14 protein-coding genes are annotated in these 14530 nt (G+C 61.7%); 7 read left to right on the forward strand and 7 right to left on the reverse strand.

Annotated elements, in window-relative coordinates; all coding sequences use genetic code 11:
• Positions 1-35: 35 nt before the first annotated feature.
• The 3 genes from E8E68_RS08775 to E8E68_RS08785 form a co-directional block, all read right to left on the reverse strand.
• On the reverse strand, positions 36-278 hold the full coding sequence (locus E8E68_RS08775; RefSeq protein WP_280340729.1) for a hypothetical protein: 243 nt from the start codon (positions 276-278) through the stop codon (positions 36-38).
• A 97-nt stretch (positions 279-375) separates the two neighbouring features.
• Positions 376-903 (reverse strand): lactoylglutathione lyase, encoded by a 528-nt coding sequence (gene gloA / locus E8E68_RS08780; protein WP_110743234.1) that lies wholly within the window; start codon positions 901-903, stop codon positions 376-378.
• Positions 904-1128: 225 nt separating this feature from the next.
• A complete protein-coding gene (locus E8E68_RS08785; protein ID WP_110743233.1) occupies positions 1129-1488 on the reverse strand; it encodes a histone-like nucleoid-structuring protein, MvaT/MvaU family in 360 nt (119 codons plus the stop codon).
• 359 nt (positions 1489-1847) lie between these two features.
• Between E8E68_RS08785 and E8E68_RS08790 the strand changes: the two genes are divergently transcribed.
• Positions 1848-3137 (forward strand): OprD family porin, encoded by a 1290-nt coding sequence (locus tag E8E68_RS08790; RefSeq protein WP_266029700.1) that lies wholly within the window; start codon positions 1848-1850, stop codon positions 3135-3137.
• A gap of 67 nt (positions 3138-3204) precedes the next feature.
• Positions 3205-3954, forward strand: a complete 750-nt coding sequence (cobF, locus tag E8E68_RS08795) for a precorrin-6A synthase (deacetylating) (RefSeq protein WP_266029701.1) — start codon at positions 3205-3207, stop codon at positions 3952-3954.
• 124 nt (positions 3955-4078) lie between these two features.
• Here cobF and E8E68_RS08800 read toward each other — a convergent pair whose 3' ends face one another.
• A complete protein-coding gene (locus tag E8E68_RS08800; RefSeq protein ID WP_266029702.1) occupies positions 4079-4429 on the reverse strand; it encodes a response regulator in 351 nt (116 codons plus the stop codon).
• Between the two features lie 248 nt (positions 4430-4677).
• Between E8E68_RS08800 and E8E68_RS08805 the strand changes: the two genes are divergently transcribed.
• From E8E68_RS08805 to E8E68_RS08825, 5 genes are read left to right on the forward strand one after another with little or no spacing between them, the layout of a single operon-like run.
• Complete coding sequence (locus tag E8E68_RS08805; RefSeq protein WP_266029703.1) at positions 4678-8145, forward strand: response regulator; 3468 nt, start codon at positions 4678-4680, stop codon at positions 8143-8145.
• Entirely contained in the window at positions 8142-8963 is an 822-nt protein-coding gene (locus E8E68_RS08810) for a protein-glutamate O-methyltransferase CheR (RefSeq protein ID WP_110743228.1), read from the forward strand. Before E8E68_RS08805 ends, E8E68_RS08810 begins: the two co-directional genes overlap by 4 nt.
• The gene (locus E8E68_RS08815) at positions 8960-9535 is read left to right on the forward strand and encodes a chemotaxis protein CheB (RefSeq protein ID WP_280340733.1); all 576 of its coding nucleotides are present in this window, start codon (positions 8960-8962) and stop codon (positions 9533-9535) included. The genes E8E68_RS08810 and E8E68_RS08815 overlap by 4 nt, the downstream gene beginning before the upstream one ends.
• A complete protein-coding gene (locus E8E68_RS08820) occupies positions 9529-10755 on the forward strand; it encodes a hybrid sensor histidine kinase/response regulator (RefSeq protein ID WP_266029705.1) in 1227 nt (408 codons plus the stop codon). The genes E8E68_RS08815 and E8E68_RS08820 overlap by 7 nt, the downstream gene beginning before the upstream one ends.
• A gap of 44 nt (positions 10756-10799) precedes the next feature.
• A complete protein-coding gene (locus E8E68_RS08825; RefSeq protein ID WP_110743225.1) occupies positions 10800-11177 on the forward strand; it encodes a response regulator in 378 nt (125 codons plus the stop codon).
• Between the two features lie 674 nt (positions 11178-11851).
• Here E8E68_RS08825 and E8E68_RS08830 read toward each other — a convergent pair.
• The 3 genes from E8E68_RS08830 to E8E68_RS08840 are packed head-to-tail and all read right to left on the reverse strand — an operon-like array spanning position 11852 to position 14490.
• A complete protein-coding gene (locus E8E68_RS08830) occupies positions 11852-12433 on the reverse strand; it encodes a TetR/AcrR family transcriptional regulator (RefSeq protein WP_266029706.1) in 582 nt (193 codons plus the stop codon).
• 12 nt (positions 12434-12445) lie between these two features.
• Positions 12446-13294: a 3-hydroxybutyryl-CoA dehydrogenase gene (locus E8E68_RS08835; protein ID WP_266029707.1), complete on the reverse strand. Its 849-nt coding sequence runs from the start codon at positions 13292-13294 to the stop codon at positions 12446-12448.
• An 11-nt stretch (positions 13295-13305) separates the two neighbouring features.
• A complete protein-coding gene (locus E8E68_RS08840) occupies positions 13306-14490 on the reverse strand; it encodes an acetyl-CoA C-acyltransferase family protein (RefSeq protein ID WP_280340737.1) in 1185 nt (394 codons plus the stop codon).
• Positions 14491-14530: the final 40 nt, after the last annotated feature.

Genomic DNA, 14530 nt, shown 5'->3' on the forward strand with positions numbered 1-14530 from the left:
TGCCTGCGAAGTGGCAAGCACAGGCGCAAACCCGATCAGAACACTTTTTGCCCGTCATCCAGCTGTTGGTCAACCAGTGCCCGGCCATGAGCCAACGACACATGCTGCGCATTCTCAAGGTCGGAAAAGAACTTCATCGGCATGGACATGCGCTTGCTGGTGTGGCCGTCGGGTGCGGTGATCAGGCAGCCTGCGGCATAGGGCAGGGGAGAGTCGGGGTGGGGTATCACGCTGGCGGTGATGGTGTGCTCGCGGTATTCACAGTGAAGAGATTGCATCGTCCTTACCTCGCTGTGGCATGTGAAGCAGTTACCTTCATATACCACAGCAAGGGGCCGGGAGTTCCCGGCCCGACGAGCGAACCGCGACGAACGCCTAGCCTTTCAGCTCGGTCGGCTGGATCACTTCTACCCAGTAACCGTCCGGGTCCTTGACGAAGGCCAGGTGGTTCATGCGCCCGTCCTGCAGGCGTTTCTGGAACGGCACTTCAAGCGCTTCGAAGCGCGCGCAGGCGGCGCGCACGTCGGGCACCGAAATGCAGATGTGGCCGAAGCCGCGCGGGTCGGTGTTGCCGTTGTGATAGGCGAACTCGGCGTCGTTTTCGGTGCCGTGGTTGTGGGTCAGCTCCAGGACGCCAGGGATCGACTTCATCCACTGGTGGCGTGCGGCGTCATCGGCAGGGATTTGCGCAGGGTCGACCAGGGCCAGGAAATACAGGCTGAAAGCGGCTTCAGGGAAATCACGCTTGTCGACCAGGCGGAAGCCCAGCACACGGGTGTAGAAGTCCAGCGACTTCTCGATGTCCTTGACCCGCAGCATGGTGTGGTTGAAGACAAACTGTGCGGTCGCGGCGTCAGGTTGCGCGGTGACGCCAGGCAGGGTGTTCAGATCGTGCAGGCTCATGGAAACTCCTGAGTCGGGGCCGGGCGCAGGGCACCGGCAAAAACAGACAGGCGGCCATGATACGGCAGTGTGCCGATTGCGCAAATGAAAGCGCCCTGCACAAGGCAGGGCGCTGGAATTAGAGGCCCGCATGTGCGGGCGCGTGATGGGGTCGCTAGTCCTTTAGCTGTCTCGATACTGAGCCAGCCCTTGTGAAAAAAGTGTGAAGTGGACGTTGATGTTTCATCAGCGGACCCAGCTTTCCACCGTCGCGGCGCCATATTCTTCCTTCCAGGCTTTTAGCCCGCGGTGGTTGCCGCCTTTGGTCTCGATGCGCTCGCCGGTGTGCGGGTTCTGGTAAACCTTTACCACGCGCGGGCGGCGCTGTTGCTTGGGGGCGGCACTGGAAACGCGGGCCACGGCTTTCGGGTCGAGGATGGCGATGATGTCGCGCAGGCTCTTGTCATAGCTTTTCATCAGGCCGACTAGTTTCTGCTCGAATTCGATTTCGCGTTTGAGGCCGGCATCCTTTTTCAACGCTTCCAGTTGCGCCATCTGTTCCTGGAGCGCTTTTTCGGCAGCACGAAACTCTGCAAGTCTGGACACTGTAATCACTCCTGTACGTCGGTCGTGGCAAGGCGTGACGAACATTGAAGAAGAATGAAAACGCCGGCCACGCGGTTGGGTTTTGCTGTTCGCTGATATCGAGTGTAGTCACTCATGGGAACTGGGTAAACTGCAAACTTTTGTAAGTAAGCCAGGAACTTTCCTAGTTTTGCGTGCGGTATTTTCCGCGTTTTCTCTGGGCCCCCGTCGGCGCGCTTAGACCATGGTCCAATGGCCCGTGCCAGAGCCCTTGCGAGAAAATTTCAGATGATTGCCGGCTGAAGTTCGGCCCTGCCGCAGTAGCGTGGTCAAGCCGTGCCACAGGTTGTTAACCCGCCTTATTTCTGGATGTTTCTCGCATGTTTGCCCCTTTCCCCCTCGCCCCAGGGCGTCGTGTTGCCGGCTTGTTCCTGTTGTGTGCCGGCGCCAATGCCCAGGCCGCCGGTTTTCTTGAAGACAGCAGCGCCAAGGTCGAAGCACGCACTGTCTATTTCAACCGGGACTTTCGTGACGGCCACAGCAGTTCCAGCCAGGGGGCTTCCAAGCGTGAAGAATGGGCCCAGGGTTTCATTCTCAATGTTCAGTCGGGTTTTACCCAGGGGCCGGTCGGCTTTGGGTTGGATGCACTGGGCATGTTCGGTTTCAAACTGGATTCCAGCCCGGCCGACAGTAACAGCGGTTTGCTGCCGTCTTCCGGTCACGACCCGCGACACGCTGCGGACCAGTACGCGAAGATGGGCCTGGCGGCCAAGGTCAAAGTGTCCAGCACCGTGCTCAAGTTCGGCTCGATGATGCCGGATATGCCACTGCTCAAGTACAACGATGGCCGCTTGCTGCCGACCATGTTCCATGGCGCCATGTTGACCTCCGAAGAACTGCAGGACCTGAAGTTCACCCTGGCCCGCCTGGACAAGTACACCGCGCGCGACTCCACCGACCGCCAGGACATTCGCGTGCATTGCAAGAACAAGCGTTATGCCTGCGATACCGAAGCCGACCACTTTGACCTTGCCGGTGTCGATTACCGATTCAACGAGCGCTTCAGTGCCCAGTACCAGGTGGCCAAACTGGAGAATATCTACCGCCAGCACTTCCTCGGCCTGGTGGCAAGCCAGGCGTTGGCGGTGGGCAGCCTGTCGGCCGACCTGCGCATGATCAAGAGTGATGACATTGGCAATGCCCGTGCTGGCGCCATCGACCACCACGCCTTCAGTGGCATGCTTGGCTACAGCCTGGGTGGCCACAAGCTCAGCGCCGGCTGGCAGCGCATGTACGGCGACAGCGCCATGCCTTACCTGGATGGCAGTAACCCGTACCTGGTCAACTACGCCCAGGTGAACGACTTCGCCGCTGCCCAGGAGCGCTCTTGGCAGTTACGCTATGACTATGATTTCAAGGCACTGGGTGTCCCCGGGCTGACGTTCTTCACCCGCTATATCAACGGTGACCACATCAAGGTGCCGGGTAGCAGCGCCGAAGGCAAAGAGTGGGAGCGCGACACCGAATTCAAGTATCAGGTGCAAAGTGGCACTTTCAAGGACGTCAGCGTGCGTCTGCGTAATTCCACTTACCGCAGCAACTACGAGAAGTGGGCGCGTGACATGGATGAGACGCGCGTCATCATCAGCTACAACTTCTCAATCCTCTGAGTGGTCGCTTTGCCAAATACCGGCCGCCGCCTGACAATGGTTGCATGTTCCGGCAAAGGGCAGGGCAATGAAAGACCTGTTGTTGATCGGCATCGGCCCGGGTGACCCGCGTCAGGTCACCTATGAGGCGGTCGATGCACTACGCAGCGCCAGTGTGTTCTTCGTGCTGGACAAGGGCAGCGACAAGGACGAACTGCTGCATCTGCGCAAGGCCATCCTGCAACGCTACCGCCCCGAGGGCGGCTATCGGCTGGTACAGGTGGCCGACCCCTCGCGCGATGGCCAGGCGCCGGACTACCTGGCTGCAGTGCAGGACTGGCACCGAAGGCGTGCGGTGTTGTATGCGCAGTTGTTCGAGCAGGAGATTGGCGACGGTGAAATCGGTGCCTTTCTGCTGTGGGGCGAGCCTACGCTGTATGACAGCACCTTGCGGATTCTTGACCTGGTTCGCGACCGCGGCGTGGCCCTGCGCCTGCAGGTTATTCCCGGTATCAGCAGCGTGCAGGCACTGGCGGCGCGGCATCAGGTTGCGCTCAACCGTGTCGGCGAGCCGCTGACCGTGCTGGCGGGGCGCCGGCTGGCCGGGCAGGGGGATATCGACAACGTGGTGGTCATGCTCGACGGGCGGTGCGCGTTTGCCCAAGTCAATGACCCGGCGCTGATGATCTATTGGGGCGCTTACCTGGGCACTGAAGATGAGGTGCTGATTGCCGGGCCGTTGGTTAGCGTGAAAGCGCAGATTCTGGAGGTGCGTGAGCGGGCGCGGGCGCGCAAGGGGTGGATCATGGATACCTACCTGTTGCGCAGGGAGCTGTAGGCGCGGCCTTGGGCTGCGAAGAGGCCAGCCTGGGCAACAGTCTGTGCCGACAAGGGTGGCGCCTTTGCAGCTCAAGGCTGCTTCTACAGGTGACGGGTGAACATGAAAATGATGCCCGCCGACGTCAAGGTGTGCCCAGTATGGCCACGACTTTGTCGCGTAGCTGGTCAATGGTGAACGGTTTGCCGATTATGTGCATGCCTTCCGGCACATTGATGCTGTCTGCATAACCACTGGCAAACAGCACCGGCAACAGCGGCCGCAGTTCGCGGGCCTTGGCCGCCAGCACTTCGCCGCGCATGTCCGGCAGCCCCACGTCGGTCATCATCAAGGCCAAGGCCTGCTCAGCGTTTCCGAGAATGCGTAGCGCCGCGCTAGCATTTTCCGCTTCAAGGACTTCGTAGCCCAGTTCGTCGAGCACTTCGACCATCAACATACGGACGATGTCGTCGTCTTCGACTACCAGAAGGTGCATGGTTGGGTTCCTGTGCAAATGAATGTCTTTAATCTGTGCTCTGGGCGGCAGCAGAAGTTCCCGAGGATACCGATACGCGCAAATAGATGGAACGATTGTCGACCCTACCTTTCAAATACTGGCTAAATGCCCTGCCAGACCCGGCAAAGCTGGTTAGACTCGCTTAACAGGACGGCGCAGTGGCAGATAACTACAACGACTGATCGGCCACTCTTTTCAATGGACTTTTCTTGCTCGGGCGTTTTCTCATGATTCAAGCAGCCTCGATGGACCAGCGAAGCTTCCGCAAACTGCTGAGCCGCAATGTCGGCCTTCCCCTGGGTGTGGGCCTGCTGGGTGCCGTGGCCTTTGTCGCGGTAATCAACTACCTGCTCTCGGCCATGCAATGGGTCGAGCACACCGACCGGGTGATCGGCAATGCCAACGAAACGGTCAAGCTGTCGATCGACATGGAAACCGGCATGCGCGGCTTCCTGCTGACCGGTGACGAGCGCTTCCTCGACCCGTACGAGGTGGCTAAACCGCGTATTCTCAGCAGCCTGCAGGGCTTGCGCAGCTTGGTCGAAGACAACCCACAGCAAGTCGACCGCATCGACAGGCTGATTGCGTTGCAGCAGGCGTGGAACGAATTCGGTAGCAACATGATCACCCTGCGTCGCAATGACGGCGCCTATCGGGAGCTGATCGGCAATGGCCGAGGCAAGCGCCTGACCGATGAAATCCGGAAAGAGTTCGACAACCTCATCGGCATCGAGCAGCAATTGCGCACGGCCCGCAACGAGAAGGTCAGCACCGTCACCGTGACGGCGATTTCGGCCTTCGTGCTGCTGATCGTGGGCCTCAGCGCCTTGCTGGCCTACCTGGGGCGGCGCGACCTGATGGCGTTGTCTGACAGCTATGACGAAAATCTCAAGGCCCAGCAGCGCTCGGCCGAGCGCCTGGAGCACCAGGCCTGGCTGCGCAACGGGCAGACCCAACTGGCCGAGCAGGTCCTGGGCCAGCTGACCCTGCCGATGCTGGGTGACAATATCCTGCGTTTCTTTGCCGGCTACCTGGGCAGTGTGGTCGGGGCGCTGTATGTGCGTGACGAGCATGGCCGGATGGTGCGTGTGGCCACCTACGGCCTGGATGCCGAAGAGCAGGCCCGCGAGCAAGTGCTCGGCAATAACGAGGGCCTGCTGGCCCAGGCAGTGCGTGAAGAAAGGCTGCTGCGCCTGGACGATCTCCCGGAAAATTATTTCCACTTCAGCTCAGGCCTGGGCAAGGGGCTGCCGCGCAGTGCCATGCTGATGCCGGCCAGCGATGGGGGGCAGATCAATGGTGTGGTGGAGCTGGGCTTCCTGCGGCCATTGCAGGAGCGCGACGATGAACTGCTGCAGCGGGTCGAGGGCAACCTCGGCATGTCCATCGAAAGCGCCCGCTACCGTCAGCGCTTGCAGGAGGTGCTGGCCGAGACCCAGCAGTTGAACGAAGAGCTGCAAGTGCAGCAGGAAGAGCTGAAAACCGCCAACGAAGAGCTGGAAGAGCAATCGCGCGTGCTCAAGGAATCCCAGGCCCACCTGGAAACCCAGCAGGCGGAACTGGAGCAGACCAACGAGCAGTTGTCCGAACGTACCGAAGCGCTGGACCGCAAGAACGACGAACTGCTCCAGGCCCAGGAGCAATTGCAGGCCCGGGCCGACGAGCTACAGCGCTCGAGCAAGTACAAATCCGAATTCCTCGCCAACATGTCCCACGAGCTGCGCACGCCGCTGAACAGCTCGCTGATCCTGGCCAAGTTGCTGGCGGAGAACGGCGAGGGCAACCTCAGCGACGAACAGGTCAAGTTCGCCGAGTCCATCTATTCGGCCGGCAACGACCTGCTCAACCTGATCAACGATATCCTCGACATCGCCAAGGTCGAGGCCGGCAAGCTTGAAGTGCGGCCCGAGAGCACCCAGGTGGCGCGCCTGGTCGAAGGCCTGCGCGGCATGTTCGAACCGTTGGCCGGGCAAAAGGGCCTGGCTTTCGAGGTGACTGCCGAGGGGCAGGTGCCGGCTACTTTGTTCACCGACCGCCAGCGCCTTGAGCAGATCCTCAAGAACCTGCTGTCCAACGCCATCAAGTTCACCGAGCGTGGCCAAGTCAGCCTGAATATCGGCTACCAGCCGGACAGCGGTATCGTGTTTGCCGTGCGTGATACCGGCATTGGCATTGCGGCCGATCAGCAACAGGCGATTTTCGGTGCCTTCCACCAGGTCGACGGCACCAGTAACCGGCGCTACGGCGGCACTGGGCTGGGCCTGTCGATCTCCCGCGACCTGGCGCATTTGCTGGGTGGGCAGATCAGTGTAGAAAGCACCCCGGGGCAGGGCAGTGTTTTCAGCCTGGTATTGCCGGAGCGCTTCGAGAACCAGGCCCAGGACGTCGAGCCGTTGAGCCTGCGCCCGGCAGTCGACGCGTTGCCGCCCGTGCCGCAGGTGGCGGCCGTCGCTGCGCCGAAGCGCCCGGTGCTGGCATTTGCCGACGACCGCGAACGGGCACCGTTCGGCAACCGCTGCATATTGGTGATCGAAGACGAACCGAACTTCGCCCGCATCCTGTTCGACCTGGCGCATGAGCTGGGTTACAGCTGCCTGGTGGCGCACGGCGCCGACGAAGGCTTCGAGTTGGCTGCCCAATACATCCCTGATGCGATCCTGCTGGACATGCGCCTGCCCGACCATTCCGGGTTGACCGTGCTGCAACGCCTGAAGGAGCAGGCCGATACCCGGCATATCCCGGTGCATATCATTTCTGTGGAAGACCGCGTCGAGGCCGCCATGCACATGGGCGCCGTCGGCTACGCCGTCAAGCCGACCAGCCGAGAAGAGCTCAAGGAAGTGTTCGCTCGCCTGGAGGCCAAGCTCACGCAGAAGCTCAAGCACATCCTGCTGGTCGAAGACGACGACCTGCAGCGCGAGAGCATTGCGCGTCTGATCGGCGATGACGATGTCGAGATCACTGCTGTGGGCATGGCCCAGGACGCCCTGGCGCTGCTGCGCGAGAACATCTACGACTGCATGATCATCGACCTCAAGCTGCCGGACATGCTGGGCAACGAACTGCTCAAGCGCATGACCGCCGAAGATATCCGCGCCTTCCCGCCCGTGATCGTGTATACCGGGCGCAACCTGACCCGCGAAGAAGAAACCGACCTGCTCAAGTACTCGCGTTCGATCATCATCAAGGGCGCCCGCTCGCCAGAGCGCTTGCTCGACGAAGTGACGCTGTTCCTGCACAAGGTCGAATCGCAGTTGTCCAACGAACGCCAGCGCATGCTCAAGACTGCACGCAGCCGCGACAAGGTGTTCGAAGGCCGCAAGGTGCTGCTGGTGGACGACGACGTACGCAATATCTTCGCCCTGACCAGTGCGCTGGAGCACAAGGGGGCGATTGTCGAGATCGGCCGTAACGGCCGTGAGGCCATCGAGCGCCTGGAGCAGCATGACGACATCGACCTGGTGCTGATGGATGTGATGATGCCGGAAATGGACGGCTTCGAGGCCACCCGCCTGATTCGCCAGCAAGCCCGCTGGCGCAAGCTGCCGATCATCGCCGTGACCGCCAAGGCGATGAAAGATGACCAGCAGCGTTGCCTGCAGGCAGGTGCCAATGATTACCTGGCCAAACCGATCGACCTGGACCGCCTGTTCTCACTGATCCGTGTATGGCTGCCGCAACTGGAGCGAATTTGACTAGCGAACGTAACACCGACATCGAGATCCGCTTGCTGATCGAGGCCATCTACCTCAAGTACAGCTACGATTTTCGCAACTACTCCGGCGCTTCGATCAAGCGCCGGATCCTGCATGCGCTGCGCCAGTTCGAATGCCAGACGGTGTCGGCGCTGCAGGAGCGCGTGCTGCACGACCCTGGCATGTTCATGCAGCTGCTGCAGTACCTGACGATCCCGGTCAGCGAGATGTTCCGCGACCCGGGGCACTTCCTGGCGCTGCGCAACGAAGTGGTGCCGTTATTGCGTACGTGGCCTTCGATCAAGGTCTGGATTGCCGGCTGCAGCACGGGTGAGGAGGTGTACTCGATGGCCATTCTGCTGCGCGAGGAGGGCCTGCTGGAGCGCACCATCATCTACGCCACCGACATCAATCCGCATTCTCTGGACAAGGCCAAGCAGGGTATCTATTCGATGCAGAGCATGCGTGAGTACGCCGAGAACTACCGCATCGCCGGCGGCCGGCGGGACTTTGCCGAGTACTACACGGCGGCCTATGGCAATGCCATCATGGACAGCACGCTGCGCGACAACGTGACCTTCGCCGACCACAGCCTGGCCACTGACAGCGTGTTTTCCGAAACCCAGTTGGTGTCGTGCCGCAACGTCCTGATCTACTTCAACAAGGCGCTGCAGGATCGCGCCTTGGGGCTGTTCCACGAGTCGCTGTGCCACCGCGGCTTCCTGGTGCTGGGCAGCAAGGAGTCAGTGGACTTTTCTGCTTACAGCCAGCACTTCGAGCCGCTGGTCAAGCCTGAACGGATCTACCGCAAATCATGAACGGGGTGCGCGCGGTGGTGATCGGCGCCTCGGCTGGCGGTGTGACGGCGCTGTTCACGGTGCTGGGCGCGTTGCCGCCCGGCTTCATCATCCCGGTGCTGTGCGTGTTGCACCTGCCGGATGACCGCCACAGCCAGCTGGCCGAGGTGCTGCAGCGCCGCCTGCACCGCCCCGTGTGCGAGGCGCGTGACAAGCAACCCTTGCATGCGGGGCAAATCTACGTGGCGGGGCCGGGCTATCACCTGTCGGTGGAGCGTGACTTCACCCTGTCGTTGAGCCAGGAGCCGCCGGTGCATTTTTCCCGGCCGGCCATCGACTACCTGTTCATCTCTGCGGCCGATGCCTATGGCGATGGCCTGCTTGGCGTGCTGCTCACGGGTGCCAACGAAGACGGTGCCCAAGGGCTTGCCTATATCAAGAACAGCGGCGGCCGGACCATTGTCCAGGACCCCCGCGACGCACAGGTGGCGCTGATGCCGGAGGCCGCGCTGGCCCTCCACCAGCCCGACCATATTCTTACTCTGAGTGGTATCGAGCAGTTGCTCGCCGCCTTGGGACCTAGCGCATGCTAAGCCACACCACCGCCAAGCTGCTGATCGTCGACGATCTGCCGGAAAACCTGCTGGCCCTCGCCGCCTTGATCCAGGGCGAAGACCGCGAGGTGCACCAGGCCCAGTCTGCCGAGGCTGCACTGTCGCTGTTGCTGGAACACGAGTTCGCCCTGGCCATTCTCGATGTGCAGATGCCTGGCATGAACGGTTTCGAGCTGGCCGAGCTGATGCGCGGCACGGAAAAGACCCGTAACATTCCCATCGTCTTCGTCACCGCTGCCGGGCGCGAGATGAACTACGCCTTCAAGGGCTATGAAAGTGGTGCCGTGGACTTTCTGCACAAACCGCTCGAGACCATGGCGGTGAAAAGCAAGGTGTCGGTTTTCGTCGACCTTTACCGCCAACGCAAGGTGCTTGACCGCCAGTTGCAGGCACTGGAGCGCAGCCGTCAGGAGCAGGAAGTGCTGTTGGCCCAGTTGCAGGTGGCGCGTGGTGAACTGGAGCACGCGGTGCGGATGCGCGATGATTTCATGTCGATCGTTTCCCACGAAGTGCGTACGCCGCTGAACGGCCTGATTCTGGAAACCCAGCTGCGCAAGCTGCACCTTGCGCGTGGCAACCTGGACGCGTTCAGTGGCGACAAGTTGCAGGCGATGGTCGAGCGCGACGAGCGGCAGATCAACAGCCTGATCCGCCTGATCGAAGACATGCTTGATGTTTCGCGCATTCGTACCGGCAAACTGTCGCTGCGGCCCAAGGCTTTTGACCTGAGCCAGCTGGTACGTGGCTTGGTGGAGAATTTTGCCGCCCAGGCCGCGGCACTGGACACCCATATCGAGTTGCACGGCTGCGCGCCGCTACAAGGGGAATGGGACGAGTTTCGGATTGAGCAAGTACTGGCGAACTTGTTGTCCAATGCCTTGCGGTACGGTGAGCGCAAGCCCGTGAAGGTTCGTGTGTACGAGGAGGATGGCCTGGCCTGCGTGCAGGTGCAGGATCAAGGTATCGGCATCGGCATGGCCAACCAGCAGCGCATCTTCCAGCAGTTCGAGCGGGTCGCCAGCCAGCATGCCAGTGGTGGCCTGGGGTTGGGGCTGTATATCTCGGAACAGATCGTGCACGCCCATGGCGGGCTCATCCTGGTGGAAAGTGAAGAGGGCAAAGGCGCCACTTTCACCTTGCAACTGCCACTGGCAACATTCGAACAACAAAACGACCAGGCGCGGGCAACCTCTGCGTAAGCCTGGGGTCTGATGGCCAACTGTAAGAATTTCAAGGCGTTAACATGAGTGAAGATGCACAAGACGTGGTGCTGGTGGTCGAGGACGAACCGGCGATCCGCATGATTTTGCGAGATTACCTGGCCGGCGAGGGTTACCACGTGCTGGTGGCCGAGGATGGCGAGCAGGCGTTCGCCATATTGGCGAGCAAGCCGCACCTGGACCTGATGGTCACCGACTTCCGCTTGCCGGGTGGTATTTCAGGGGTGGAAATTGCCGAGCCTGCGGTGAAGCTGCGACCGGACCTGAAGGTAATCTTTATCAGCGGCTACCCGGCGGAGATTCTCGAGTCTGGCAGCCCGATCACCCGCAAGGCACCGATCTTGGCCAAGCCGTTCGACCTGGATACCCTGCACGAGCAGATCCAGTCGCTGCTGCGCTGAAATTTCCGGGTAGCTGGAAGCAACTGTCTTGCTCAAATTCTAGAACCTAGCGTGATCCCTTGTGGGAGCAGGCTTGTCCCGCGAACACCGGCGGAGCCGGTGCCATGCAACGTGTTGGATTCTTCGCGGGACAAGCCCGCTCCCACAGGCACCCCCGCAGGCTTGAGGCTGATGCAGTAGCTGGAGAAACAGCTCAATTTCTGGAATCTGGCGCGATCCCTGTGGTCTTGAGGCTGATGCGGTAGCTGGAGAAACACCTGGCTTGCTCAATTTCTGGAATCTGGCGCGATCCCTGTGGGCTTGAGGCTGATGCAGTCGCTGGAGAAACACCTGGCTTGCTCAATTTCTGGAATCTGGCGCGATCCCTGTGGGCTTGAGGTTGATGCAGTCGCTGGAGAAACACCTGGCTTGCTCAATTTCTGGAATCTGGCGCGATCCCTGTGGGAGCGGGCTTGTCCCGCGAACACCGGCGGAGCCGGTGCCATGCCCCGTGTTGGATTCTTCGCGGGACAAGCCCGCTTCCACAGGCACCCCCGCAGGCTTGAGGCTGATGCGGTAGCTGGAGAAACACCTGGCTTGCTCAATTTCTAGAAGCTGGCGCAATCACTGTGGGAGCGGGCTTGTCCCGCGAACACGGGCGAAGCCCGTGCCATCCATCCGGGTGTCCTCCGCGTCTAGCGCAGGGTCCGCTCCAGCCCGCCCATCAGCATGCTTTCCATCAGCCCCAGCCCCTGTTCTTCGGGTAAGGCCTTCAACAACCCCGGCAACTGGTTCAGCAGTGTCGCTACCACATGCGCCGTGGCCACCAGGGCCTCGCCCTGTAACTTCGCCTGAGGTGCGATCAACCTCAGCAACCCCGCCTCATAGCGCGTGCGCAACGCGGCCAGGCGCGCCTGCTGGTCGTCGTTCAGGCAACACAGATCCCGCTCTGCCAAACGAAACTGCATGGGCCGTTCGGCATGCAACTGCCAGTGCGCGGCAATCAGGCAGCTCAATGCCGAAGCTCCCCGGGCCATGGCCCGCCGCCCCTGGTCCAGGGTGGCCTGCAGCTCCTCGTACAACTCCTCGATCAAGTCGAACAACAGGTCTTGCTTGCTGGGGAAGTGATGGTACAGCGAGCCGGCAGTCAGCCCGACATGGGCTGCAAGCTCGCGCATGCTGACCTGGCCAAAGCCCTTCTCGGCAAACAGCGCCATGGCCCGGTCACGTCGCTCTTCAAAGTTGGCACAGCGCATCGCGGCATTGATCGGGGGCATGGCGCCAGCTCCTCAATAGGTGAAGAAACCGCGGCCGGTCTTGCGCCCCAGCCAGCCGGCCGCGACCATTTCCTTGAGCAGCGGGGCAGGGCGGTACTTGCTGTCGTTGAAGCCTTCATGAAAGGCCTCCATGATCGCCAGCAAGGTGTCCAGGCCAATCAGGTCGGCCAGCGCCAGCGGGCCGATCGGCTGGTTGCAGCCCAGGCGCATGCCGGTGTCGATGTCCTCGGCACTGGCCAGGCCTTCCTGGCGCACGAAGATCGCCTCGTTGATCATCGGCACCAGAATGCGGTTGACCACGAAGCCCGGGCGGTTACCGGCGGTGATCGGGGTCTTGCCCACCTTTTCCGTCACCAGAAGCGCCTGGGCGTAGGTGCTGTCGCTGGTCTGCAGGCCACGAATGATCTCGACCAGCGCCATCATGGGTACCGGGTTGAAGAAGTGCACGCCAATGAAGCGCTCGGGGTGCTCTATGCTGGCGGCCAGCTCGGTGACCGACAGCGACGACGTGTTGGTGGCGATCAGGCAGTCGGCCGTGACGTTGGCCGCTACCTGCTGCAGGATGCGCTGCTTGAGTTGCAGGTTCTCGGTGGCCGCTTCGATCACCAGCTGCGCAGTGTTGAGCTGGCCATAGTCGGTGCTGGTGCGGATACGTGTTTTCGCCGCTGCGGCCTTGTCGCCGTCGAGGGTGCCCTTGCTGACCTGGCGCTCCAGGTTTTTGCCGAGTGTCGCCACGCCGCGCTCCAGTGCCGCGTCGGAGACATCCACCAGCAGCACCTGGAAGCCAGCCACCGCGCACACCTGGGCGATGCCGTTACCCATGGTGCCGGCGCCGATCACGGCAATGTGTTCAATGTTCATGTGTTGCTCCCTCAAACGCGCTCGAAGACGATGGCGATACCCTGGCCGCCACCGATGCACATGGTGGCCAGGGCGAAGCGACCCTGGATGCGCTGTAGTTCATGGATGGCCTTGGTGGCGATGATCGCGCCGGTGGCACCCACTGGGTGACCCAGTGAAATACCGGAGCCGTTGGGGTTGACCTTTTCCGGGTCGAAGCCCAATTCGCGCGCCACGGCGCAGGCCTGGGCGGCGAAGGCCTCGTTGGACTCGATCACGTCCAGGTCCTGCACCTTGAGGCCGGTCTTCTCCAGTACTTTGTGGGTCGCGGGGATTGGCCCCAGGCCCATGAGCTCCGGTTCCACCCCGGCATGCGCGTAGCCGACCAGGCGAGCCAGCGGCTTCAGGCCCAGGCGCCGTACGGCATCCCCGGTTGCCAGCACCAGGCCGGCGGCACCGTCGTTGATGCCGCTGGCGTTGCCGGCGGTGACGGTGCCGTCCTTCTTGAACACCGGCTTCATGCCGGCCAGTTGCTCGGCGGTCACGTCACCGCGCACATGTTCATCGACGCTGAACTGCACGCTGCCTTTGCGGGTTTTCAGTTCCAGCGGCACGATCTGGCTGGCGAAGCGGCCTTCGGCAATGGCGCGGGCGGCGCGGCGCTGGCTGGTCAGGGCCAGTTCGTCCTGCATTTCGCGGGTAATGCCATGTTTAGCCGCCACGTTTTCAGCGGTAATGCCCATGTGGAAGTGCTCGAACGGGTCGTGCAGTACGCCGACGGTATAGTCGATGCCTTGCAGGTCACCCATGCGTGCGCCCCAACGTGCCTGCGGCAGCAGGTAAGGACCACGGCTCATGGATTCGGCACCGGCGGCAATGGCCACGTCGGTGTCGCCCAGCAACAGGCCCTGGGCCGCCGAGACGATGGCCTGCAGGCCAGAGCCGCACAGGCGGTTGACGTTGAAAGCAGGGGTTTCCTTGGGGATGCCGGCATTCATTGCGGCTACCCGCGCCAGGTAGGCGTCGCGGGGTTCGGTAGGGATGACGGTGCCCATTACCAGGTGGCCGACCTGTTCGGCGGCCAGGCCCGACCGCTCGATGGCGGCGCGGGTGATGGCGCTGGCCAGGTCGGCCAGTGGCAGATCCTTGAGGGAACCGCCAAAGCCACCAATGGCTGAACGGACGGCACTGACGACATAGATTTCTGCGCTGCTCATGGTAGCTCCGATTGCGAAGGCATGGCGGGACCGGGCCAGG

The sequence above is a fragment of the Pseudomonas sp. BN607 genome (genome assembly GCF_029871175.1).
In the GTDB taxonomy this organism is placed as follows: domain Bacteria; phylum Pseudomonadota; class Gammaproteobacteria; order Pseudomonadales; family Pseudomonadaceae; genus Aquipseudomonas.

What these genes read in the sequence shown, in the direction of transcription:
- E8E68_RS08775 (WP_280340729.1), bottom strand. Translation starts at nt 278, where the DNA reads ATGCAATCTCTTCACTGTGAATACCGCGAGCACACCATCACCGCCAGC.
- gloA (WP_110743234.1), bottom strand. Translation starts at nt 903, where the DNA reads ATGAGCCTGCACGATCTGAACACCCTGCCTGGCGTCACCGCGCAACCT.
- E8E68_RS08790 (WP_266029700.1), top strand. Translation starts at nt 1,848, where the DNA reads ATGTTTGCCCCTTTCCCCCTCGCCCCAGGGCGTCGTGTTGCCGGCTTG.
- cobF (WP_266029701.1), top strand. Translation starts at nt 3,205, where the DNA reads ATGAAAGACCTGTTGTTGATCGGCATCGGCCCGGGTGACCCGCGTCAG.
- E8E68_RS08800 (WP_266029702.1), bottom strand. Translation starts at nt 4,429, where the DNA reads ATGCACCTTCTGGTAGTCGAAGACGACGACATCGTCCGTATGTTGATG.
- E8E68_RS08805 (WP_266029703.1), top strand. Translation starts at nt 4,678, where the DNA reads ATGATTCAAGCAGCCTCGATGGACCAGCGAAGCTTCCGCAAACTGCTG.
- E8E68_RS08815 (WP_280340733.1), top strand. Translation starts at nt 8,960, where the DNA reads ATGAACGGGGTGCGCGCGGTGGTGATCGGCGCCTCGGCTGGCGGTGTG.
- E8E68_RS08820 (WP_266029705.1), top strand. Translation starts at nt 9,529, where the DNA reads ATGCTAAGCCACACCACCGCCAAGCTGCTGATCGTCGACGATCTGCCG.
- E8E68_RS08825 (WP_110743225.1), top strand. Translation starts at nt 10,800, where the DNA reads ATGAGTGAAGATGCACAAGACGTGGTGCTGGTGGTCGAGGACGAACCG.
- E8E68_RS08830 (WP_266029706.1), bottom strand. Translation starts at nt 12,433, where the DNA reads ATGCCCCCGATCAATGCCGCGATGCGCTGTGCCAACTTTGAAGAGCGA.
- E8E68_RS08835 (WP_266029707.1), bottom strand. Translation starts at nt 13,294, where the DNA reads ATGAACATTGAACACATTGCCGTGATCGGCGCCGGCACCATGGGTAAC.
- E8E68_RS08840 (WP_280340737.1), bottom strand. Translation starts at nt 14,490, where the DNA reads ATGAGCAGCGCAGAAATCTATGTCGTCAGTGCCGTCCGTTCAGCCATT.